The sequence below is a fragment of the Stenotrophomonas sp. B2 genome, assembly GCF_014947095.1.
In the GTDB taxonomy this organism is placed as follows: Bacteria; Pseudomonadota; Gammaproteobacteria; order Xanthomonadales; family Xanthomonadaceae; genus Stenotrophomonas; species Stenotrophomonas maltophilia_P.
In genome coordinates this window covers 22658-42907 of the sequence record NZ_JADCQA010000012.1, presented here as the reverse complement: position 1 = coordinate 42907, position 20250 = coordinate 22658, and the positions used below count along the sequence as shown (strand labels likewise).

The window sequence follows — 20250 nt, the reverse complement described above, 5'->3', positions numbered from 1 at the left end:
GGGCCGGAGGACCGGTCAATAATTTATTCTTGCTTTCGCGAGCGAAAGGAATAAATATTCCTTAAGGCATTCGAGGAGGGTGTGCTGCGCATGATCCTGGCTTCCCGCGAACCGCGCCGGCAGTGGCCGCGCCGGTTGACCCTGGCCCTGTGCCTGTTCGCCGCACCGGCCTTCGTGCAGGCTGCCGCGCCCGATCCGGGCGCGCCGCTGCCGTATGTGATCGGTCTGCACGAGGCTTACCTGACCCCGGACTACTGGGCCGCCCGGCTGGACGATGCCGATGCGCCGATACTCGACCGCGCACAGATCCAGGCGCAGAACGCACGGATGCGCGCAGAGGATGTCCATATCCAGGACATCGCCGCCCTGCCCGCCCAGCTGGATGCGGCACAGGTACGCAGCAGCATCACGGCGCTGTCGAGCTGGCCCACGCGTACGCTCTACAACGCCAAGGGGCAGGCGATCGCACCGGCAGTGCGCAAGGCCATCGAAGCCAACCTCGGCCTGGATGCGATTCCCGCACAGGTGGCGCCCGACTACGGGCTGGTGGTGAAGCGTGCCGCACTGCGCACCTTCCCGACCCGCGAGCGGGTCTTCAGCACGGTGGGCGATACCGATATCGATCGCTTCCAGGAATCGGCGCTGTTCCCCGGTGACAAGGTCGCCGTGGTCCATCGCAGCACCGATGGCCGCTGGTTGTTCGTGCACAGCGAGCGTTACAGTGCATGGATCGAAACGGACGCCGTGGCCACCGGCGACAAGACCAGCGTGCTCGGCTATGGCAGCGCCGGCCCGTACCGCATCGTCACCGGCGCCACCGCGCACACCGTCTACACGCCGGAAGAGCCGCGCGTCTCGCGCCTGCAGCTGGACATGGGCATGCGCCTGCCGGTGCTGGCCGACTGGCCTGCGGCCACGCCGGTCAACGGCCAGCAGGCCCACGCCTCATGGGTGGTGCAGCTGCCCGTGCGCGAGGCCGATGGACGACTGAAGCTGGTTCCGGCACTGCTGCCGCGCTCGCAAGACACGGCCGCCGATTACCTGCCGCTGACCCCTCGACGGCTGTTGCAGCAGGCGTTCAAGTTCCTGGGTGAGCGCTATGGCTGGGGCCATGACTACGATACCCGCGACTGCAGCGGCTTCGTTTCGGAAATCTACCGGAGCTTCGGCGTGCTGCTGCCGCGCAATACCAGCGCCCAGGCGATCAGCCCGGCGCTGGATCGCCTGCCCTTCACCAGCAAGGATGGCAAGGCCGGGCGCGAACGTGCCGTCACCGGCCTGCAGGTCGGTGATCTGGTCTACATCCCCGGCCATGTGATGATGGCCATCGGCCACGTCGACGGCCGCACCTGGGTCATCCACGATACGGCCGGCGGCAGCTGGTTCGGCGCCGACGGCACGCGTGTGCAGGCCCATCTCAATGGTGTTTCGGTCACGCCGCTGGAGCCGATGATGGCCAGCGACACGGTCCGCTACATCGACCGCATCACCAACATCCAGCGCCTGCGGGCCAAGACCCCTGAATGAAGATCACCGCCATTGAACTGGGCATGCTGCGCGTGCCGCTGAAGACCCCCTTCAAGACCGCCCTGCGCACGGTGGAAACCGTGGAGGACGTGGTGGTGCTGGTCCGCACCGACAGCGGCCACACCGGGTACGGCGAGGCGCCGGCCACCGCCGTGATCACCGGTGATACGCACGGCTCGATCATCGAAGCGATCCGCCACTTCATCGCTCCACGCCTGATCGGGCAGGACGTTGCCAACCTCAACCGCCTGTGCGGGCTGGTGCAGACGTCGATGGAGCGCAATACCAGCGCCAAGGCCGCAGTGGAGATCGCCCTGTACGACCTGTGGGCGCAGCTGCATGGTGCGCCGCTGTACCAGATGCTCGGCGGCGGCGACCCGGTCATCACCACCGACATCACCATCAGCGTGGACTACATCGACAAGATGGTGGCCGATTCGCTGTCGGCGATCGAGCGTGGCTTCGAGTCGCTGAAGATCAAGGTAGGCAAGGACATCGGCCTGGACATCGAGCGGGTCAAGGCGATCCACGCGGCGGTTGAAGGCCGCGCCCTGCTGCGCCTGGACGCCAACCAGGGCTGGACCGCCAAGCAGGCGGTGCACGCGATGCGCACGCTGGAGGATGCCGGCGTGGTGCTGGAGCTGCTGGAGCAGCCGGTGAAGGCCGCCGACATCAGTGGTCTGAAGTACGTGACCGACCGGGTCAACACGCCGGTCATGGCCGATGAGAGCGTGTTCAGTCCCAGCCAGGTGATGGACCTGATCCAGCAGCGCGCGGCGGACATCATCAACATCAAGCTGATGAAGACCGGTGGCCTGTCCAATGCCATCCGCATCGCCGACATCGCCGGCATCTACGGCGTGCCGTGCATGATCGGCTGCATGATCGAATCGAGCATCAGCGTGGCCGCGGCCGTGCACCTGGCCGTGGCCAGGAGTGATGTGATCACCAAGGTCGACCTGGACGGCCCTTCGCTGGGCCAGTTCGACCCGGTCAGCGGCGGGGTCAACTTCAACGAGTCGGAGATCACCATCAGCGATGCGCCGGGGCTGGGAATCACCGAGGTGCGCGGGCTGGAGATGATCACGCCGCCGCGCTGGTAGGCCGCTGCACGGGCGCTACCGCCGACCGTTGATCCCGCTTACCCTTCCTGCAACCGGACCCACGCTGAGCCCCATGCCACCCCTGGTGAAAATCCGCTCCGAGCGCGGGCAGATGTCGGCCATCGAACGCCGCATCGCCGACTTCATCCTCGACAACGCGCACCTGCTGCGCGACTACTCGTCGCAGCAGCTGGCCAGCGCGCTGGGCATCAGCCAGTCCAGCGTGGTGAAGTTCAGCCAGAAGCTGGGCTTCAAGGGTTACCCGGACCTGAAGTACTCGATCGGCCAGGACGTGGCGCGCGCCGGCCACGATCCGCAGGCACGCCCGCCGTCGCCGAGCGCCGATGACTACGCCGACATCGCCGGGCGCCTGCGCCTGAGCCGGGCAGCCGCCGAGGAAGAGACCAGCCTGGCCAATGCGCAGGCTGATGTGGAGGCCATCGTGCGACTGCTCGACAGGGCGCCCAAAGTGTTCGTGTACGGCCTTGGCGATGACGGCCTGTACGCGCGCGAGTTCGCCATGCGACTGTCGCTGCTGGGCATGCTGACCGTGCACCATGCCGATCCGATCCTGATGATGGCCAACCTGTCAGCGGCGCGGGCCGGTGATGCCATGCTGGTGTTCTCCGAGTTCGGCAAGCTGCCGCAGCTGTTCCAGCTGTCGCGGCAGTTCCAGGACGTGGGCGGGAAGGTGGTGTCGATCACCCGCCACACCGCCAACCCACTGCGCGCACATGCCGACCAGTCACTGGTGGTCTGCGCCCATGACCCCGCACCGCACGTGGCGCAGCTGCTGTACCGTGCTTCACTGCAGTCCCTGCTCGACTTCGTCTTCGTGCTTTTGTGCCATGCCAACCCGGACCGCCACCGCCAGCTCGGGGTGAACCTGGAACGGATCGAACACCTGATCGACGCCTGATCGACCCTTGGTTCACTGGAGTCCACGATGCTGCCGCTGCTGCGTACCGCCCTCGCTGTCACCGCTCTGGCCACCGCGCTGCCCGCTGGCGCGCTCACCCCGCTGCCGCCGATGGCGCGCAGTCTGCAGGCCATCGTGGTGGTCACCGACAGCTGGGATGCCACCCAGGGCCGGCTGCAGGCCTATGAGCGCAGGAGCAGCGACGACACGTGGCGCCCGCACGGCCCGGCCTTCACCGTGGCCGTGGGGCGTGAGGGCAGCGCGTGGGGCGTGGGCCGTGCGTCGCTGCACAACCAGGGGCCGCAGAAGACGGAAGGCGACGGGCGCAGTCCGGCCGGCGTCTTCGATATCGGCCCCGCGTTCGGCTACGCGCCGACGATCGCCAGCGCGATGCCGTATCTGCCGATGACGGCCAGCCACTACTGCATGGATGTACCCGCCTCGCGCTACTACAACCGCATCGTCGATGCGGCGGACGTAGGTACCGCCGCAGTAGAAGGCTCCACCGAACCGATGCGGCTGGACCTGCACAACAAGGGCGATGTTCGCTACCGCGAGGGCTTCGTGATCGAGCACAACAGCAGCCGCAGGCCGGGCAAGGGCAGTTGCATCTTCGCCCACCTCTGGCGCAAACCGGCCGAGGCCACGGCCGGCTGTACGGCAATGGAGCCACGCCACATGACGGCCCTGCTGGCCTGGCTGAAGCCGGACACGCGCGCGGTCTTCGTCCTGCTGCCCAAGACGGAGTACGACAACCTGCAGGGGCCGTGGCAGCTGCCGGCCCTGACCGGAGCGTTGCGTTGAGCGCCCCGGACGAACCGCAGCTGCAGCGCGCGGTCAGCCGCTGGCAGATCGTCGGCCTGTCGATCAACGACGTGATCGGCAGCGGCATCTATCTGCTGCCGGCGGCCACCGTCGCCCTGCTGGGCCCCTTCAGCCTGTGGGGCGTGGTCGCCGCCGGCATCGTGGTGGCCCTGCTGGTGCTGTGCTACGCGCAGGCCGCCAGTTACTTCGATGAACCCGGCGGCAGCTATCTGTATGCCCGCGAAGCCTTTGGCCGCTTCGCCGGCTTCGAGATCGGCTGGATGATCTGGCTGACCCGTATCAGCTCGGCGGCCGCACTCAGCAATGCGCTGGCCGATGCGGTCGCGCGCTTCTGGCCCTGGGCCGGGGCCGGCACGGGTCGCCTTGCCGTGATCGTGCTGTCGCTGGGTTTCCTGACCGGCGTGAACATCATCGGCGTGCGCTCGGCGGCCCGCACCGGCATCGTGCTGGTGATCGGCAAGATGCTGCCGCTGCTGCTGTTCGTGGCCATCGGCGCGTTCTACATCGATCCGCAGCTGGCGTTCTCCGGCCAGCGCCCGGACCCGCACGACCTGCAGCGCATGGGTGAGGCCGCATTGTTGCTGCTGTATGCCTACGCTGGTTTCGAGAACATCCCGGCGGCAGCTGGCGAGTACCGCAATCCCCGTCGCGACATTCCATTCGCGTTGATCACCATGATCATCACCGTCACCGTCATCTACGGCGCGGTGCAGGTGGTGGCGCAGGGCACCCTGGCCGGGCTTGCGTCGTCGCCGACACCGCTGGCCGATGCCGCAGCCGGATTCGGCGGTGAGGCACTGGCGTTGATCCTGACCGTCGGTGCGACCATCTCCATCCTCGGCACCAACAGCAATACGATGATGATGGGCCCGCGCTTCCTGTTCGCGCTTGCCCGCGATGGCTACGGGCCGAAGATCCTCGCGCAGGTCCATCCGCGCTTCCGCACACCGGCTGCCGCGATCTTCTGCCAGGGGCTGATCGCCCTCGGCCTGGCGCTGTCCGGTTCGTTCGTGCAGTTGGCGCTGCTGTCGATGACCACGCGACTGTTCGCCTACATCGGAACCGCGGCGGCCGTGCTGGTGCTGGCCAAGCGCTACGCCGACCGGCCGGGCGCACTGAAGCTGCCGGGCGGGCCGCTGATTCCGGTCCTGGCCCTGCTGCTCTGCCTGGCCCTGTTCGCCAGTGCCAGCTGGCAGAACATCGCCGCCGCACTGGTCGCCTTCGCCATCGGCGCAGTGATCTACAAACTGCCGCGCAAGGACGTGGGCGCCTGATGATCGGCAGCGACGGCGCAGGTGGAGGACACCTTCCCTTCACGCGAGCGGACCGGACCGTTAACCGCCATGGCGGCATGATCGAAGCTCATCCACCACGGAGCCCGATCGATGAGCCCCGAGTACCAGATCCCCGGCCGCGTGCCGGATGACAGCGCACCGCGCCAGGCCGTTTCCGACTTCTGGCGCGAGCGTTACACCGCTGAACCCTATTACGACAACCAGCTGTTCTTCGAGGACTACGAGCCGGCCTATCGCATCGGCCACGCTGCCCGTGCGCAGGACATGATCCGCGCGTACGAAGAGGTGGAAGCCGAACTCGAGTCACGCTGGGCGAACGAGCGCGGCAAGAGCCGGCTGGAGTGGGCGCAGGCCCGCAACGCCGTCCGCCGCGGCTGGGAAGAAGCGGTCAACCTCGACCAGCGCCTGGACCGGGGCGTACCGCGCGGCACCTGAGGGCAGGCCCCGCTGCGGCCGGGCCATGCCCGGCTGTCCTTCGGCACTGCGGCAGAGCCGGGCTGGTCCCGGCTCTGCGCAATCCGGGGGTCAGTCGTGTTCCGGCAGCGGCGGCACGGCCTGACCGCGTGCATTGCCGCCGTTGGCGGCGATCAGGTCGCGGGTGTTCTTCTGCACCGCGACCGCGCCGAACAGCGCAAGTGCGAAGGCCATGGCGTAGAAGCCCTTCTCGCTCAACAGCAACGTGGCATTCCACAGGCCCACCAGCAACAGCAGCAGCGCCGACAGCAGGGCGAACCAGCACAGCGCGTAGTACAGGCCGCTGACCGGGATGCCCTCCACGCGGTCGCGCACGCTCTTCTGCAGCGATACCGCCGCGAACAGGCCATAAAGCAGCAGCGCCAGGTAGTAGCCCTTCTCGTTCAGGGCCATTTCGGCGTTGAACAGGCCGATCAGATAAGCCACCGCGCCAAGCAGCAGCGCCACCCACGAAGCGGCGACGAAGGCGGGAGACGGCTTGTGGGTCGGAACAGTGTGCATTGCAGATCCTTGGCAGACAGACGGGCATGCATTGCCCGGGCGTGCCCACCCTAGACGATCCGCCCCACGTCGCACAGGGGGTAGCAGGACCTTCGGGCCACGACGGTCACACCCGCAGTGGTATACAAGGGAACGCTTGGCCATCCGCATCCCCGCCCTGGAGATTCCCATGACCCGCACGCCCCTGCTGCTTGCCCTCGGCCTGGCGCCGATTCTCGCCACCACTGCCTGCAACGCCGCCGATCCTGCATCCGCTACTGCCGGTACTGCCGCCACCGCTGCTGCACCCGCTGCGGCCGCAACCGACCAGCGACCGTTCACCGCCACGGAAGTCAGCCGTTTCGATCAACCGTGGGCAATGACCTTCCTGCCCGATGGCAGTCTGCTGGTCACCGAAAAGCGCGGCAAGCTGCAGCACCTGGACGTGGCCAGCGGCCAGAAGCATGAGATCACCGGCGTACCGAAGGTCGCCTATGGTGGCCAGGGCGGCTTCGGCGACGTCATCCTGCATCCGGACTTTGCCCGCAACCAGGTGATCTACCTCAGCTATGCCGAGGAAGGCACGCTGGATACCCGCGGCGCCGCGGTGGCCCGCGCCACGCTCGCCCTGGACGCCGACGGCGGTGGCCAGCTCAAGGATCTGAAGGTGATCTGGCGACAGACACCGAAGGTCAGCGGGCAGGGCCACTACGGCCATCGCCTGGTGTTCGGTCCGGACGGCAAGCTCTGGATCAGCTCCAGCGAACGGCAGAAGTTCGACCCCGCGCAGGACATGGGCGGCAACCTCGGCAAGATCATCCGCCTCAACGACGATGGCAGCCTGCCGGCGGACAATCCGTTCGCGTCACAGGGCGGCGTGGCAGCACAGGTGTGGTCGCTGGGCCATCGCAACATCCTGGGCATGGCCTTCGATGCCAACGGCAAGCTGTGGGCGCATGAGATGGGGCCGGCGGGCGGAGACGAACTGAACCTGATCGTGCGGGGCGCCAACTACGGCTACCCGGTGGTCTCCAACGGCGACCACTACGACGGCCGGCCGATTCCCGACCACGACACGCGCCCGGAGTTCGCCGCGCCGAAGGTGACCTGGACGCCGGTCATCTCGCCTGCGGGCTTCGTCATCTACAGCGGCACCCTGTTCCCGCAGTGGAAGGGCAGCGGCTTCATCGGCGGCCTGTCCTCCACATCACTGGTGCGCGTGGCCTTCGAGGGCGACAACGCGCGCGAGGCGGAACGTTTCAACATGGGTGAGCGCATCCGTGAAGTGGAACAGGGGCCCGATGGCGCGCTGTGGCTGCTTGAAGATGGCAGCAAGGCGCGCCTGCTCAAGCTCACGCCGAAGACCTGATCAGGTAACGCAGGGTGGCGGGCCAGAGCCCGTCACCCCGCACGCTCACTGGATGGTGATGACCTTCACTTCGGTCCGGGTGCAGGCCGCATCAAGGCACTGGCCGCTCAACCACACCTGGCCATCGCCGATCATCACGCCCTGCTGGTTGACGAACACCTTGCCGAAATCCTGTGCGGACACCGCCTTGACCACGGCCGGCGTGATGATCTTCTCGTAGCTGCGCTGAAATTCGCCCGGTCCGGCGATCGTCTTTCCGCCGCTGATGTTCAACGGGAAACGTATTTCCTCGACGACCGCCGCGCGATCACCGCCGACCACCGCCGTTCTGAAGGCATCGAAGACCTTCTCGTACTGCGCCGCGTCACCGAGCAGTGTCTCGATGCGCGCGCGCGAATCTTCGGTCTGTTCGCTCGCGGGTGCCGCAGGTGCTGCCGGTGCTGCCTGCACGGGTTCGGCCGGCGGTGCGGCAGCGGGCGTTGCCTCCGGAGCCGTCGGCGGCGCCGGCTGTGCACAGGCTGCCAGCAGCAGCGCGGGGGCAAGGAAAGCACTCTTGCGCATGGTCGGGCTCCATCGGATCACGAACCCCGATGGTAGCGCCGGGTCAGGCCCGGCGTGTTTGCTATGGGTGACGACGCCGGGCATGGCCCGGCGCTACCGTTCCCGTTCAGCCCTTCAGCAGCTCGAACTGCACCGGCTCGCCAGCCGCTGACGACGCGCACACCCACAGCTCGAACAGGCCCGGCTCGGCACGCAGCACGCCATCGCGGCCGGTGAACGCCAACTGCTCGCGATGCAGGGTGAACACCACATCGGTGGATTCGCCCGGCTGCAGTGCGATCTTGCGGAAGTCCTTCAGCTCGCGCACCGGCCGCACGCGGCTGGCCACGCGGTCATGGATGTACAGCTGCACCACTTCCTCGCCGGCCACGGTACCGGTGTTGGTCAGCGTGGTGGTGATGGTCAGGGTGTCGTCCCAGCCCAGCTGTGCCGTGCTGAGCTGCGGCACGCCATAGGCGAAGGTGGTGTAGCCGATGCCATGGCCGAACGGATACAGCGGCTCGTTGGGAATCTCGCGCCAGCGTGCCTTGAACTCCGACATCGTCGGCAGTTCGGGGCGGCCGGTACGCGGATGGTTGTAGAAGTACGGTTGCTGGCCGGACACCTGCGGGAAGCTGACCGGCAGGCGGCCGGACGGGCTGTAGTCGCCGAACAGCACATCGGCCACGGCATGACCGGTCTGCGTGCCTAGGTACCAGGTGACCGCCACGGCCTGTGCATTGCGCACTGCACCTTGCAGGGCCAGCGCGCGGCCATTGCGCAGCAGCACCACCAGCGGCTTGCCGGTCATCGCCACCGCCTCGGCCAGTGCCTGCTGCGCCGGCGGCAGGGTGATCTCCACGCGCGACTGCGCTTCGCCGCTGTAGCGCTGCGGCTCGCCCAGCGCCAACACCACCACGTCGGCACGCAGCGCAGCCGCCACGGCGGCTTCGGTGCCCCCCGGGATCGCGGTTTCCAGATCGCAACCGGGCACGATCTCCAGCAGCGACGCGTCACCGATGGCGGCACGCACACCGGTTTCCAGGTCCACATAACGCTGCTTGTCGCCGAACAGGGTCCAGCAGCCTTCGATGTTTTCGCGGTCCTGCACGAACGGGCCGATCAGCGCGATCTTCTGCCCGGTCTTCTGCAGCGGCAGCACGTTGTCACGGTTGTTCAGCAGCACGATCGAACGGCGCGCGGCATCGCGCGAGAGCTCATCATGTGCGGCGATGTGCGAGTCGTCCGCTTCGCGGGCCGGGTCCAGCGACCGGTACGGGTCGTCGAACAGGCCGATGGTTTCCTTCAGCCACAGGATGCGGCGCACGCCCTCATCCAGCACCGCCATCGGCACCTCGCCGCTTTCCACCAGGCCTGGCAGGTGCTCGGCATAGAAGCCGCTCTGCATGCTCAGGTCCAGGCCTGCGGTGAAGGCCTTGGCGGTGGCGTCGCGGTCATCGGCGGCGTAGCCGTGCGCCACCAGTTCCATGTCGGCGGTGTAATCGGAGATCACCACACCCGGGAACTTCCACTCGCCACGCAGGATGTCGGTGAGCAGTTCTGCATTGGCGCTGGCCGGCACGCCGTTGATGTCGTTGAACGAGGACATCACCGTGATCGCACCGGCATCGAAGGCCGCCTTGAACGGCGGCAGGTGCACGTCGCGCAGGGTCTGCGGCGAGATGTCCACCATGTTGTATTCCATGCCGGCCATCACCGCGCCATAGGCGGCGAAATGCTTGGGCGTGGCCAGCAGCGAATCGGCGGCACGCAGGTCGCTGCCCTGGAAGCCGCGCACACGGGCGGCGGCGAAGGCACAGCCCAGCACCACGTCCTCGCCTGCGCCTTCGGCGCCACGGCCCCAGCGCTGGTCGCGGGCGATGTCCACGGCAGGCGCATAGGTCCAGTGCAGGCCGGCGGCGGTGGCCTCGACCGCAGTGGCGCGGGCGGTGCGCTCGGCCAGGTCCGGCTCGAAGCTGGCGGCCTCGCCCAGCGGGATCGGGAACACGGTGCGCATGCCGTGGATGACGTCGGCCGCGAGGATGACCGGGATGCCCAGCCGGCTCTCCTCGGTCGCGACCTGCTGGATGCGGCGGCCCAGTTCGGCGCCCACCCCGTTGAACAGCGAGCCGACCTTGCCCTCGCGCACCTGCTGCAGCACCTGGTCGGCATTGCGCACGTTGGCTTCCGGGTTCACGTCCGGGGCGAACGGGCGGACCATGTCCGCGAAAACACCCAGCTGGCCGACCTTTTCCTCGACGGTCATCTGGGCAATGAGGGATTCGATGCGTTCGGAGGCCACCGGCAGTCCTTGATGAAAACGTTTACAAGCCCGGCATTCTAGCGATCCCGGGCCATTTGGCGAGAGGTTTCGGCATTCAGTTTCATCCACCAGCGGGGTCCGTACGGTCCCGCGGGCGGCACGGCAGCTTACTCCGAGCGGGCCGACTGGCGCTGCCCGGCCATCAACATGGCGTCGCTGGACGCCTGGAACACCCTCAGGCCGAAGGCCGGCAGGATCGCCAGCAGATGGTCGAAAATGTCCGACTGCACGGCCTCGTACTCCGCCCAGGCGGTAGTGCGGGTGAAGCAGTACAGCTCCAGCGGCAGGCCCTCGGTGGTCGGTTGCAGCTGTCGCACCAGCAGGGTCATGTCGGTGTGGATACCCGGGTGGCTGCGCAGGTAGCGCTCCACATAGGCCCGGAACGTGCCCAGATTGGTCACCCGGCGGCTGTTCACGTCCGCCACGCCCTGTTCGCGCAGGCGCCCGTTCCACTGCCCCAGCTCCTGCTCCTTGTCGCGCAGGTAGTCGCGCAGCAGGGCGAACTCACCGAGGAAGGCCAGGTCGCCCTCGTCCAGGAAGCCGACGCTGTGCTGGTCCAGATACAGCGCGCGCTTGATGCGGCGGCCACCGGCCTCCTGCATGCCGCGCCAGTTCTTGAACGACTCGGTCACCAGCTTCTTGGTCGGGATGGTGGTGATGGTCTTGTCGAAGTTCTGCACGGTGATGGTGTGCAGGGCGATGTCGATGACGTCACCATCGGCGTTCTGGCTCGGCATCTCGATCCAGTCGCCGATGCGCACGCGGCCATCGCCACTGATCTGCACGCTGGCCACCAGCGAGAGGATGGTGTCCTGGAAGATCAGCATCAGCACGGCCGTGGCCGCACCCAGGCCGGTCACCAGCGGGCCCAGCGCCACGCCCAGCAGGGTGGAGATGATCGCCAGGCCGGCCGCCACGAAGATCACGATCTTGACCACCTGCAGGTAGCCCTTGATCGGCTTGTTGCGCGCATCCGGCTTGCGCTCGTACAGGCTGTTGGCCGCATCCAGCGCATGCGAGAAGGCCAGCGAGACGGTCAGCACCGCCCACACGATGCACAGCTTGACGATGACGCTGACCAGCCCGGGCGGCAGATCGGGAATGAGGGTGATGCCAGAGGCGATCACCTGGCTGGGCACCACGTTGGACAACCGCGAGATGACCCGCATCAGATGGCTGCCACGCCCGGATTCGGCACCGGGCAGGCGCTGCAGCAGACGGCGCAGGCCGCGCACCAGGATGCGCTTGGTCACCCAGTTGGCCAGGCCCGCCGCGAGCAGCAGGGCCGAAATCATCAACGCCAGGTAGGCGCCGGGATAGGGTTCCAGTGTGTTCTGCAGCCGCTCCATCCACTGTACCGCCACCACCGCATCCACCATCAGTCGTCTCCTGTTTCAGTCATTTCGCATGAAGAAGTTGCCGGCCGCCGGCCGACGCTGCTGTTTCAGCCGCGTTCGCGCTCGATGATCACGCCGACCGCGCGCGCGCCGCGCACCGCTCCCGGCTTGCTCAGCTTCAGCCGCAGCCAGCGCACATCGAACTCGTCGAGCACGATCTGCGCGCAACGCTCGGCCAGGGTCTCGACCAGGCCGAACTCCGATTCGCGCACGAACTGCTCCAGCCGCTTGCTGACCGCCTTGTAGTTGAGGGTATGGGCGATATCGTCGGTCGCTGCCGGGCGCCGGTTGTCGAAACCCATCTCCAGGTCGAACACCAGGTCCTGCCGGATCCGCCGTTCCCAATCGTAGATGCCGATCAGGGCGTCGATCGTCAGCCCCTCGATGAAAACCTTGTCCATTGCGGTTACCAGCCGGAAAACAGACGGTCATGGTAACGGCACGGAACCACCACTGCCTGAAACGACCGGATCCCGGCACGTCCGCCGCTACGGTCGCAGCCTGTGTGGATGGGTGCGCCGCGGGTCACACCGCGGGCAGCGTCGCCATGTCCCAGCGCGGGGTCACGTCAACGTTCGGCGGGTTGTGCTGCCCGGCCTGCAGGCGCAGGGCGCCGGCGAAAGCGATCATCGCGCCGTTGTCGGTGCACAGCGCCGGCCGCGGGAAGCAGGCACGCCCCCCGAGGCGTTCGGCCATCTGCTGCAAGCGGGCACGCAGCCGCGTATTGGCACCGACACCGCCGGCCACCACGATCACATTGGTGCCGGCTGCTTCCAGCGCGCGTTCGCACTTGATCGACAGGGTCTCCACCACCGCATCCTCGAAACCGCGCGCGATGTCGGCGCGGGTCTGGTCGCTCTGGTCGCTGTCACGCCAGGCCATCAGCACCTGGGTCTTCAGGCCGGAGAAGCTGAAATCCAGACCCGGGCGATCGGTCATCGGCCGCGCGAAACGGTAGGCCCCCGGGGTGCCCTGTTCGGCCAGCTTGGCCAGCTGTGGGCCGCCGGGATAGGGCAGCCCCATCAGTTTGGCCGTCTTGTCGAAGGCTTCGCCGGCCGCATCGTCCAGGGTCTCGCCCAGCAGGCGGTAGCGGCCGATGGCATCGACCGCCACCAGCTGGGTGTGGCCACCGGACACCAGCAGGGCCACGAACGGGGCCTGCGGCGGATCGTCCTCCATCAAGGGCGCCAGCAGGTGCCCTTCCATGTGGTGCACGCCCACGGCCGGCACCTCCAGTGCCCAGGCCAGGGCACGGGCCACCCCGGCACCGACCAACAGCGCACCGACCAGCCCGGGGCCAGCGGTATAAGCCACGCCATCGATGTCGTCCACGCCCAGGCCCGCCTCGGCCAGGGTCTGCCGGACCAGCGGCAGCAGCTTGCGCACGTGGTCACGGCTGGCCAGCTCGGGCACCACACCGCCGTACTCGGCGTGCAGGGCGATCTGGCTGTAGACCGCATGGGCGCGCAGGGCCGCGCTGCCGGTCAGGTCGGTGTCGTACACCGCCACGCCGGTCTCATCACAGGAAGATTCGATGCCAAGGACTCGCATGCCTGCTATTATGACGCCCCTGCCGCCCCCTCGGGGTGACGTGCAGATCCCACTGCATCCGTATTGCTGGCCCGCATTCAGGCTTGCGTGCTTGCAGTTTGTTGATTCGCCGCTATAATGTGCGGCTCGCCGGGCGTGACCCGGTTCTACTGTGTCCCGGAGATTCCATGCCCAGCGTCAAAGTCCGCGAGAACGAGCCCTTCGAGTTTGCTCTTCGCCGCTTCAAGCGCACTTGCGAAAAGGCCGGTGTGCTGGCCGAAACCCGCAAGCGCGAGTTCTACGAAAAGCCGACCCAGGAGCGCAAGCGCAAGGCCGCCGCTGCTGTGAAGCGTCAGCTGCGCCGCTCGTCGCGCGACGTCACCAAGCGTCAGCGCCTGTACTGATCGGACGCATCTTCATTGCGGCGGGTTCGTCCTTCCGCGGTGAAGCCGAAGCCGGCACGCGCGAGCGTCGCCGGCTTTTTGCGTTTCCGGGCCCGGGCAACCGCCCTGCCCCACTACCACCACGAGGTCTCCCATGAGCATGAAGCAGCAGCTCACCGATGACATGAAGGCCGCCATGAAGGCGGGCGAGAAGGACAAGCTGGGCGTGATCCGCCTGATCAACGCCGCGATCAAGCAGAAGGAAGTGGACGAGCGCATCGAGCTCGACGACACCGCCGTGATCGCCGTGCTGGACAAGATGGTCAAGCAGCGCAAGGACTCGGTCAGCCAGTACGAAGCGGCCAACCGTGAAGACCTGGCCGCGATCGAGCGTGCCGAGATCGTGGTCATCGAGGCCTACCTGCCCGCCAAGATGGGTGAGGCCGAGATCGCCGCCGCCATCCAGGCCGCCATTGCCGAAACCGGTGCCACCGGCCCGGCCGACATGGGCAAGCTGATGGGGGCGCTGAAGCCGAGGCTCGCCGGTCAGGCCGACATGGGCGTGGTGTCCAAGCTGGTCAAGCAGGCCCTGGCTGGCTGATCCGCCACCGCCCCTGCCGGACACGACAAGGCCCGCTTCACGCGGGCCTTGTCATTGCTGCAGCGGCCAGGCCAGCGCTTACACCTGGCGGCAGTTGCGCAGGGTCATGGAACTGCCCTCCACCGCGCTGACCTCGCCTTCCAGCTTGGCCCAGTCGCGCTCGCGCAGCATGGCGAAGTTGGCCGCCTGGTCCGGAGCGAATTCGCAACGGATGGTGTAGTTGTTGTTGTTGAAGGTGTCATTCTGGCGGATCCGCAACAGGCCACGGGTCGGCGTCACCAGGTAGTTGATCGATCCGACCTCACCCGGACGGCTGGAGTAGCTGTTCGAGTTGACCGTGTAGATCTGGCCGTCGATCCGGTAGCGGCGACCGATGTACTTGGCATACACCGGCAGGAAGGTGGCCGAACGGTCGCCCAGGTCTTCCTTGTTGGTGGTGGTGCCCAGCAGCAGGTCCTTGAAGCTGCCCGCAGCGTTGTAGGCCGCCATCGTATCGCGCACCTCCTTGCCCATCTTCTTGGACAGGTCCGGCGCGGTCACGTCCTCCGCCACGGAAGTCGGATACTGCGCGCGCGCAGCGGCGGCCAGCGCGTCCCCCTGGCTGCCCCCCTTGAGCTTGTCCAGCATGTCGCACATCGACTTGCGGGCATCCTCCTGGGCGATGGTCTGGCCGCGGGCCAGCTTGGTGGCCAGGGTGACCCGGCCGCTGCGGTCGGCGGTGCCGATCAGCACCAGCGGCGTGCGCAGGCCCTTGGTCTGGATCAGGTACTGGTTGCCGGTATCGCCTTCCACCAGCTGGCCGCCCACCTCGAACTGGTCATCGGCACCGATCTTGCGAAGCTGGTCCAGTGCACTCTGCACCTTCAGACCGGGCACCGTCAGGTCGGCCATGTACATCGCGCCATTGCGCGGATCCCCTACCGTCTTGAAGGCCTTTTCGCAGGCCGTGGACGCCGCAGCGGCCGAACCGCTCGCCGCCAGCAGCAACACCATCGTGGTGCAGACCATCCCTTTCATAACGCGTCCTTTTGCAGAGAAGTTGGATTGTCGTGGCCCCGCACACCGGCAGTGGGCCCGGATACCGTGGCGGCAGCCCCAGCGCGCCCTCGGTCCGGGCAGAAGGATAACGCGGACTTCGCTGCATTCCGCGACCGCGCTGCCACTTCACCTGCCGCAACGCCGGCATCTGCTAGAAAAGGAAGCCCGTACCGCTCCAGCCGACGCCGTAGATGCCGCATCCCCGCACCTTCCTGCCCATCGTCCGATCGCGCCTGGAGAAGCTGCAGGACAGCTTCCCGATGGCCGTGGCCAAACGCTTCGTCGAAATCGACGTCCTGACCCAGGCCGCATCGGTTTCGTTCTATTCCCTGCTGTCGATGGCGCCGTTGCTGGTGCTGCTGCTGTGGTTGACCGCCTCGCTGTACCCGCCCGCGCAGCAGGCGCTGATCAGCCAGATCGGCTCGGTGGCCGGCAGCAGCGTGGCCAGCGTGGCCGATACCGTGCTGCACAACGCCAACAGCCAGCCGAGCATGGGCTCGCTGGCCGGGTTGTGGAGCACCCTGCTGCTGTTCGTCGGCGCCACCGCCGTGTTCGCACAGCTGCAGAACGCACTCAACCGCATCTTCCATACCAGCGGCCAGCGCCTGGAAGGCGTCCAGGCCTGGCTGCGCAAGCGCGTGTTCTCCTTCGGCGTGGTGCTGGCGCTGGGCTTCCTGCTGATCCTGTCGATGACCGCCACCACCGCCCTGCAGGTGGTATTCGCGCAGCTGCCATCGGTGTTGCCGGCCATCGGTTACGTGACCACGCTGCTGCTGTACACGCTGGCCTTCGCCTTCCTCTACCACTATCTGCCCGACCGTCGCGTGGCCTGGCGCCAGGCCTTCATCGGCGGGGCCATCACCTCGCTCCTGTTCGCCCTGGGGCGCTACGGCATCGGCGTCTACATCGCCACCGTGGCACCCGGCAGCGCCTACGGTTCGATGGGCGCCCTGGTGATCGCGCTGGTCTGGATCTACTACGCTACCGCGGTGTTCTTCGTCGGCGCCCTGATGACCGCGGTGATCGACGAGCGCCTGAGTGCCCGGGCACAGCGGGCTGCCGCCAGCGCCGGCGGCAGCAGCGAACAACAGGCCGGCCCGACCATCGCCAGCGAGTAAACTAGGGGGACCTGCCGCCCCTGCTGCGCGCCCCGGCGGCCGCGCCCTGCCCTGCTGCCCATGGCCCGTATCCCCGACGCTTTCATCGACGACCTGCTGGCCCGCACCGACATCGTCGAGGTGGTGGGCAGCCGCGTGCCGTTGAAGCGACAGGGCAAGGAGTACGCGGCACGCTGCCCGTTCCATGACGAGCGCTCGGCCTCGTTCACCGTCTCGCCGACCAAGCAGTTCTATCACTGCTTCGGCTGCGGTGCGCACGGCACCGCAATCAGCTTCCTGATGAACTACGACCGCCTCGAGTTCCTCGACGCGGTAGATGAGCTGGCCAAGCGCGCCGGCATGGACGTGCCACGCAGCGAGAACCCGCGCAGCGCCCAGCAGCAGGACGACAGCCGCGAACTCTATTCGGCACTGGATGCAGCGGCGCGCTTCTTCCAGAAGAACCTGGAGGGCAGCGACAAGGCCCGCGCCTACCTTGACGGCCGTGGCGTGGACGAACAGAACCGCGCCCGCTTCCAGATCGGCTATGCGCCCGACGGCTACAGCGGCCTGCGCGATGCGCTGGGCAAGGACGAGCGGCGGATGAAGCTGCTCGACCGTGCCGGCCTGTTCTCCAAGAACGACCGGGGGCACGTCTACGACAAGTTCCGCGACCGGGTGATGTTCCCGATCTTCGACCGCCGTGGGCGGGTGATCGCCTTCGGTGGCCGGGTGTTCGAGAAGGACGACGGTCCCAAGTACCTCAATTCGCCCGAAACCGCGCTGTTCCACAAGGGCCGCGAACTGTACGGCCTGTGGCAGGTGCGCCAGGCGAACCAGAAGATCGAGCGGCTGATCGTGGTCGAGGGTTACATGGACGTGGTCTCGCTGTTCCAGTTCGGCGTCACCCAGGCGGTGGCGACGCTGGGCACCGCGACCACGCCCGACCATGCCGAGCTGCTGTTCCGAAACGCACCGGACGTGTTCTTCTGCTTCGATGGCGATGCCGCCGGCCGCCGCGCCGGCTGGAAGGCACTGGAGTCGGTGCTGCCGCGCATGAAGGACGGCCGCCAGGCCTTCTTCCTGTTCCTGCCCGACGGCGAGGACCCGGACACCATCGTGCGCAAGGAAGGCGCTGAGGCCTTCAACGAACGCCTGAAGCAGGCCACGCCGCTATCGCAGTTCTTCTTCGACGAGCTGACCCGCGAGATCAACATGGGCACGCTGGACGGCCGGGCACGCCTGGCCGAGCGGGCCAGACCGATGCTGGCGCAGATTCCCGATGGCGCGTTCGGTGACCTGATGAAGCAGCAGCTGGCGCAGCTGACCGGGCTCGGTGCGGCCACGCAGAATACCCGCACGGCGATGCCGCAGCGCCCTCCGGCACGGTCGATCCAGCCGGTGGCCAAGCGCAGCCTGGTGCGGGGTGCGATCGCCGTGCTGCTGCAGCAGCCGTCGCTGGCGCTGACCCTGGGCGGCAAGCATCACTTCCAGGGCCTGCGCCTGCCGGGTGTGGAGCTGCTGCTGGAGCTGCTGGCGCTGGTCGAACAGCGTCCCGATATCAGCACTGGCGCGCTGCTGGAGCATTTCGACGGGCGTGAGGAGCAGGCCTCGCTGCACACGCTGGCCGCCCAGACCCTGCCCGGCAGCGAAGCGATCTGGACCCAGGAACTGCACGACGCCGTGGCCCAGCTGGAGAAACAACTGTTGCAGCAACGTCTGGAAGAGCTGTTGGCAAAGCAGCGGCAGCAGGGACTGGACAATACTGACAAGTACGAACTGCGCGAGCTGCTCAAGGCCCGCGCCAGCCTGGGCCGGTAGCGGCGGAACGTTTCAACGGAGAGGACCATGCTGCTGCGCCTGACCTGCCTGCTGTTGCTGTCCCTCTACCTGCCGCTGGCGGCCTTGGCCGCAGATGCCCCGCTCAATGAAGTCCGCCCCGGCCTGTATGCCGGCGGCCAGCCCAGTGCCGCACACCTGCGCGAACTGGCTGCGCAAGGCGTACGCACCGTGATCGACCTGCGCCAGCCCGACGAGGACCGTGGTTTCGATGAAACCCGCGCGGCCGAATCGCTGGGCCTGCGCTATGTGCGCATCCCGGTGGCCGGCGCCGAGGGCCTGGATGCGGCCAATGTGCGCGCCGTGCACCAGGCCCTGCAGCAGAGCCAGGGGCCGGTACTGCTGCACTGCGCGTCCGGCAACCGCGCCGGTGCCGTGCTCGGCCTGGTCAATGCACGCTACGAACATGCCAGCCCGGAACAGGCCCTTCAGCTAGGCCAGCGCGCCGGCCTGAAGTCGCTGGAAGCGGCCACCCGCCAGCGTCTGGCCACACCGGTCACCTCGCCCTGAACCCTCCACACCAAGGAGTCTGCCCCCCATGACCCGCTGGTGGTCGCGCCTGCGACCGGACAACTTCACCCTGGCCCTGCTGTGCACGGTCGGCCTGGCGTCGCTGCTGCCGATGAAGGGCGCCGCCGCCATCGTCCTGGACGATGTCACCACGGTCGCCATCGCCGCGCTGTTCTTCCTGCACGGGGCGCGCCTGCCGCGCGAATCGATCATCGGCGGCATGCTGCACTGGCGCCTGCATCTGACCATTCTCGCCTGCACCTTCCTGCTGTTTCCGATGCTGGGCCTGATGTTCAAGCCGCTGTCGGGCTGGCTGTTGACCCCGGAGCTGTACCTGGGCGTGCTGTTCCTGTGCACCCTGCCCTCCACCGTACAGTCGTCCATCGCCTTCACCTCGATGGCGCGCGGCAATGTGCCGGCGGCCGTCTGCAGCGCATCGCTGTCGAGCATCCTCGGTGTGTTCCTCACGCCGCTGCTGTTGACCGCGCTGGCCGGCACCTCCGGCGGTGTGCATGACCCGCTGCATGCGATCGGCGGCATCATGCTGCAGCTGCTGGTGCCGTTCGTGGCCGGCCACCTGCTGCGCCCGTGGATCGCCGGCTGGGTCGAGAAGCAGCGCGCGCTGCTGCGCTACACCGACCAGGCCACCATCCTGCTGGTCGTGTATTCGGCGTTCGGCGAAGCCGTCACCGAAGGGCTCTGGAGCAAGACCCCTGTGCTGTCGCTGCTGGCAGTGGCCGTGGTAGCTGCCGTCCTGCTCGGTATCGCCATGCCGCTGATCACCTTCATCGCCCGTCGCCTGCACTTCAACCGCGAGGACGAGATCGCCATCGTGTTCTGCGGCTCCAAGAAGAGCCTGGCCACTGGCGTGCCGATCGCCAAGGTGCTGTTCGCCGGGGGCAGCCTCGGTGCCATCGTGCTGCCGGTGATGATCTACCACCAGATCCAGCTGATCGTCTGCGGCGTGATCGCGCAGCGCTACGCACGGCGCAGCTCCTGA

General features: G+C 67.3%; 20 protein-coding genes. 13 read left to right on the top strand and 7 right to left on the bottom strand.

The features are described 5' to 3' along the window. Window positions 1-90 precede the first annotated feature (90 nt). The 6 genes from IMX13_RS14460 to IMX13_RS14435 all read left to right on the top strand — a co-directional run bounded on the left by IMX13_RS14460 (window position 91) and on the right by IMX13_RS14435 (window position 6104). Entirely contained in the window at window positions 91-1527 is a 1437-nt protein-coding gene (locus IMX13_RS14460) for an SH3 domain-containing protein (protein ID WP_193396598.1), read from the top strand. After that, on the top strand, window positions 1524-2630 hold the full coding sequence (locus IMX13_RS14455; RefSeq protein ID WP_065182564.1) for a dipeptide epimerase: 1107 nt from the start codon (window positions 1524-1526) through the stop codon (window positions 2628-2630). The genes IMX13_RS14460 and IMX13_RS14455 overlap by 4 nt, the downstream gene beginning before the upstream one ends. Window positions 2631-2703: 73 nt before the next feature. Then, window positions 2704-3549, top strand: a complete 846-nt coding sequence (locus IMX13_RS14450; RefSeq protein WP_065175430.1) for a MurR/RpiR family transcriptional regulator — start codon at window positions 2704-2706, stop codon at window positions 3547-3549. 27 nt (window positions 3550-3576) lie between these two features. Next, window positions 3577-4353: a L,D-transpeptidase family protein gene (locus IMX13_RS14445; protein WP_193396597.1), complete on the top strand. Its 777-nt coding sequence runs from the start codon at window positions 3577-3579 to the stop codon at window positions 4351-4353. Further along, window positions 4350-5648 (top strand): amino acid permease, encoded by a 1299-nt coding sequence (locus tag IMX13_RS14440; RefSeq protein ID WP_065175432.1) that lies wholly within the window; start codon window positions 4350-4352, stop codon window positions 5646-5648. Before IMX13_RS14445 ends, IMX13_RS14440 begins: the two co-directional genes overlap by 4 nt. A gap of 111 nt (window positions 5649-5759) precedes the next feature. Next, on the top strand, window positions 5760-6104 hold the full coding sequence (locus tag IMX13_RS14435; protein WP_111186638.1) for a hypothetical protein: 345 nt from the start codon (window positions 5760-5762) through the stop codon (window positions 6102-6104). Between the two features lie 90 nt (window positions 6105-6194). Here the strand turns inward: IMX13_RS14435 and yiaA are convergent, their stop codons facing one another. Next, window positions 6195-6644, bottom strand: a complete 450-nt coding sequence (yiaA, locus tag IMX13_RS14430) for an inner membrane protein YiaA (protein ID WP_053519474.1) — start codon at window positions 6642-6644, stop codon at window positions 6195-6197. A 169-nt stretch (window positions 6645-6813) separates the two neighbouring features. Here yiaA and IMX13_RS14425 point away from each other — a divergent pair, with 169 nt between their 5' ends. After that, window positions 6814-7992 (top strand): PQQ-dependent sugar dehydrogenase, encoded by a 1179-nt coding sequence (locus IMX13_RS14425; RefSeq protein WP_111186640.1) that lies wholly within the window; start codon window positions 6814-6816, stop codon window positions 7990-7992. A 45-nt stretch (window positions 7993-8037) separates the two neighbouring features. Here the strand turns inward: IMX13_RS14425 and IMX13_RS14420 are convergent, their stop codons facing one another. The 5 genes from IMX13_RS14420 to tsaD form a co-directional block, all read right to left on the bottom strand. After that, on the bottom strand, window positions 8038-8553 hold the full coding sequence (locus tag IMX13_RS14420; RefSeq protein ID WP_193396596.1) for a hypothetical protein: 516 nt from the start codon (window positions 8551-8553) through the stop codon (window positions 8038-8040). A gap of 106 nt (window positions 8554-8659) precedes the next feature. After that, entirely contained in the window at window positions 8660-10834 is a 2175-nt protein-coding gene (locus IMX13_RS14415; protein WP_111186641.1) for a glycoside hydrolase family 3 N-terminal domain-containing protein, read from the bottom strand. A 128-nt stretch (window positions 10835-10962) separates the two neighbouring features. Beyond that, the gene (locus tag IMX13_RS14410) at window positions 10963-12234 is read right to left on the bottom strand and encodes a mechanosensitive ion channel domain-containing protein (RefSeq protein ID WP_065175436.1); all 1272 of its coding nucleotides are present in this window, start codon (window positions 12232-12234) and stop codon (window positions 10963-10965) included. Window positions 12235-12299: 65 nt separating this feature from the next. Beyond that, window positions 12300-12653: a dihydroneopterin aldolase gene (folB, locus tag IMX13_RS14405; protein ID WP_053519479.1), complete on the bottom strand. Its 354-nt coding sequence runs from the start codon at window positions 12651-12653 to the stop codon at window positions 12300-12302. A 124-nt stretch (window positions 12654-12777) separates the two neighbouring features. Continuing rightward, a complete protein-coding gene (gene tsaD / locus IMX13_RS14400) occupies window positions 12778-13803 on the bottom strand; it encodes a tRNA (adenosine(37)-N6)-threonylcarbamoyltransferase complex transferase subunit TsaD (RefSeq protein WP_053519480.1) in 1026 nt (341 codons plus the stop codon). A 167-nt stretch (window positions 13804-13970) separates the two neighbouring features. Between tsaD and rpsU the strand changes: the two genes are divergently transcribed. Beyond that, window positions 13971-14186, top strand: a complete 216-nt coding sequence (rpsU, locus tag IMX13_RS14395; protein WP_002808376.1) for a 30S ribosomal protein S21 — start codon at window positions 13971-13973, stop codon at window positions 14184-14186. Between the two features lie 133 nt (window positions 14187-14319). Then, window positions 14320-14766, top strand: coding sequence for a GatB/YqeY domain-containing protein (locus IMX13_RS14390; protein WP_065175438.1), 447 nt, complete (start codon window positions 14320-14322; stop codon window positions 14764-14766). Between the two features lie 78 nt (window positions 14767-14844). On the opposite strand, the gene IMX13_RS14385 is transcribed toward IMX13_RS14390, so the two are convergent. Next, window positions 14845-15783 (bottom strand): hypothetical protein, encoded by a 939-nt coding sequence (locus tag IMX13_RS14385; RefSeq protein ID WP_227255453.1) that lies wholly within the window; start codon window positions 15781-15783, stop codon window positions 14845-14847. Window positions 15784-15995: 212 nt separating this feature from the next. Between IMX13_RS14385 and IMX13_RS14380 the strand changes: the two genes are divergently transcribed. The 4 genes from IMX13_RS14380 to IMX13_RS14365 are packed head-to-tail and all read left to right on the top strand — an operon-like array spanning window position 15996 to window position 20250. Beyond that, window positions 15996-16922 (top strand): YihY/virulence factor BrkB family protein, encoded by a 927-nt coding sequence (locus IMX13_RS14380; RefSeq protein WP_053519482.1) that lies wholly within the window; start codon window positions 15996-15998, stop codon window positions 16920-16922. A 60-nt stretch (window positions 16923-16982) separates the two neighbouring features. Further along, window positions 16983-18722, top strand: coding sequence for a DNA primase (gene dnaG, locus IMX13_RS14375; protein ID WP_065175440.1), 1740 nt, complete (start codon window positions 16983-16985; stop codon window positions 18720-18722). A gap of 27 nt (window positions 18723-18749) precedes the next feature. Beyond that, the gene (locus IMX13_RS14370; RefSeq protein ID WP_065175441.1) at window positions 18750-19250 is read left to right on the top strand and encodes a protein tyrosine phosphatase family protein; all 501 of its coding nucleotides are present in this window, start codon (window positions 18750-18752) and stop codon (window positions 19248-19250) included. A gap of 28 nt (window positions 19251-19278) precedes the next feature. Then, complete coding sequence (locus IMX13_RS14365) at window positions 19279-20250, top strand: bile acid:sodium symporter family protein (protein WP_065175442.1); 972 nt, start codon at window positions 19279-19281, stop codon at window positions 20248-20250.

Bases quoted from the DNA above. Each gene is read 5' to 3' on its own strand.
- IMX13_RS14435 (WP_111186638.1), top strand. From the start codon at position 5,760: ATGAGCCCCGAGTACCAGATCCCCGGCCGCGTGCCGGATGACAGCGCA.
- yiaA (WP_053519474.1), bottom strand. From the start codon at position 6,644: ATGCACACTGTTCCGACCCACAAGCCGTCTCCCGCCTTCGTCGCCGCT.
- IMX13_RS14445 (WP_193396597.1), top strand. From the start codon at position 3,577: ATGCTGCCGCTGCTGCGTACCGCCCTCGCTGTCACCGCTCTGGCCACC.
- IMX13_RS14460 (WP_193396598.1), top strand. From the start codon at position 91: ATGATCCTGGCTTCCCGCGAACCGCGCCGGCAGTGGCCGCGCCGGTTG.
- IMX13_RS14380 (WP_053519482.1), top strand. From the start codon at position 15,996: ATGCCGCATCCCCGCACCTTCCTGCCCATCGTCCGATCGCGCCTGGAG.
- IMX13_RS14420 (WP_193396596.1), bottom strand. From the start codon at position 8,553: ATGCGCAAGAGTGCTTTCCTTGCCCCCGCGCTGCTGCTGGCAGCCTGT.
- IMX13_RS14370 (WP_065175441.1), top strand. From the start codon at position 18,750: ATGCTGCTGCGCCTGACCTGCCTGCTGTTGCTGTCCCTCTACCTGCCG.
- tsaD (WP_053519480.1), bottom strand. From the start codon at position 13,803: ATGCGAGTCCTTGGCATCGAATCTTCCTGTGATGAGACCGGCGTGGCG.
- IMX13_RS14425 (WP_111186640.1), top strand. From the start codon at position 6,814: ATGACCCGCACGCCCCTGCTGCTTGCCCTCGGCCTGGCGCCGATTCTC.
- dnaG (WP_065175440.1), top strand. From the start codon at position 16,983: ATGGCCCGTATCCCCGACGCTTTCATCGACGACCTGCTGGCCCGCACC.
- IMX13_RS14385 (WP_227255453.1), bottom strand. From the start codon at position 15,783: ATGAAAGGGATGGTCTGCACCACGATGGTGTTGCTGCTGGCGGCGAGC.
- IMX13_RS14390 (WP_065175438.1), top strand. From the start codon at position 14,320: ATGAGCATGAAGCAGCAGCTCACCGATGACATGAAGGCCGCCATGAAG.
- folB (WP_053519479.1), bottom strand. From the start codon at position 12,653: ATGGACAAGGTTTTCATCGAGGGGCTGACGATCGACGCCCTGATCGGC.
- rpsU (WP_002808376.1), top strand. From the start codon at position 13,971: ATGCCCAGCGTCAAAGTCCGCGAGAACGAGCCCTTCGAGTTTGCTCTT.
- IMX13_RS14410 (WP_065175436.1), bottom strand. From the start codon at position 12,234: ATGGTGGATGCGGTGGTGGCGGTACAGTGGATGGAGCGGCTGCAGAAC.
- IMX13_RS14450 (WP_065175430.1), top strand. From the start codon at position 2,704: ATGCCACCCCTGGTGAAAATCCGCTCCGAGCGCGGGCAGATGTCGGCC.
- IMX13_RS14365 (WP_065175442.1), top strand. From the start codon at position 19,279: ATGACCCGCTGGTGGTCGCGCCTGCGACCGGACAACTTCACCCTGGCC.
- IMX13_RS14455 (WP_065182564.1), top strand. From the start codon at position 1,524: ATGAAGATCACCGCCATTGAACTGGGCATGCTGCGCGTGCCGCTGAAG.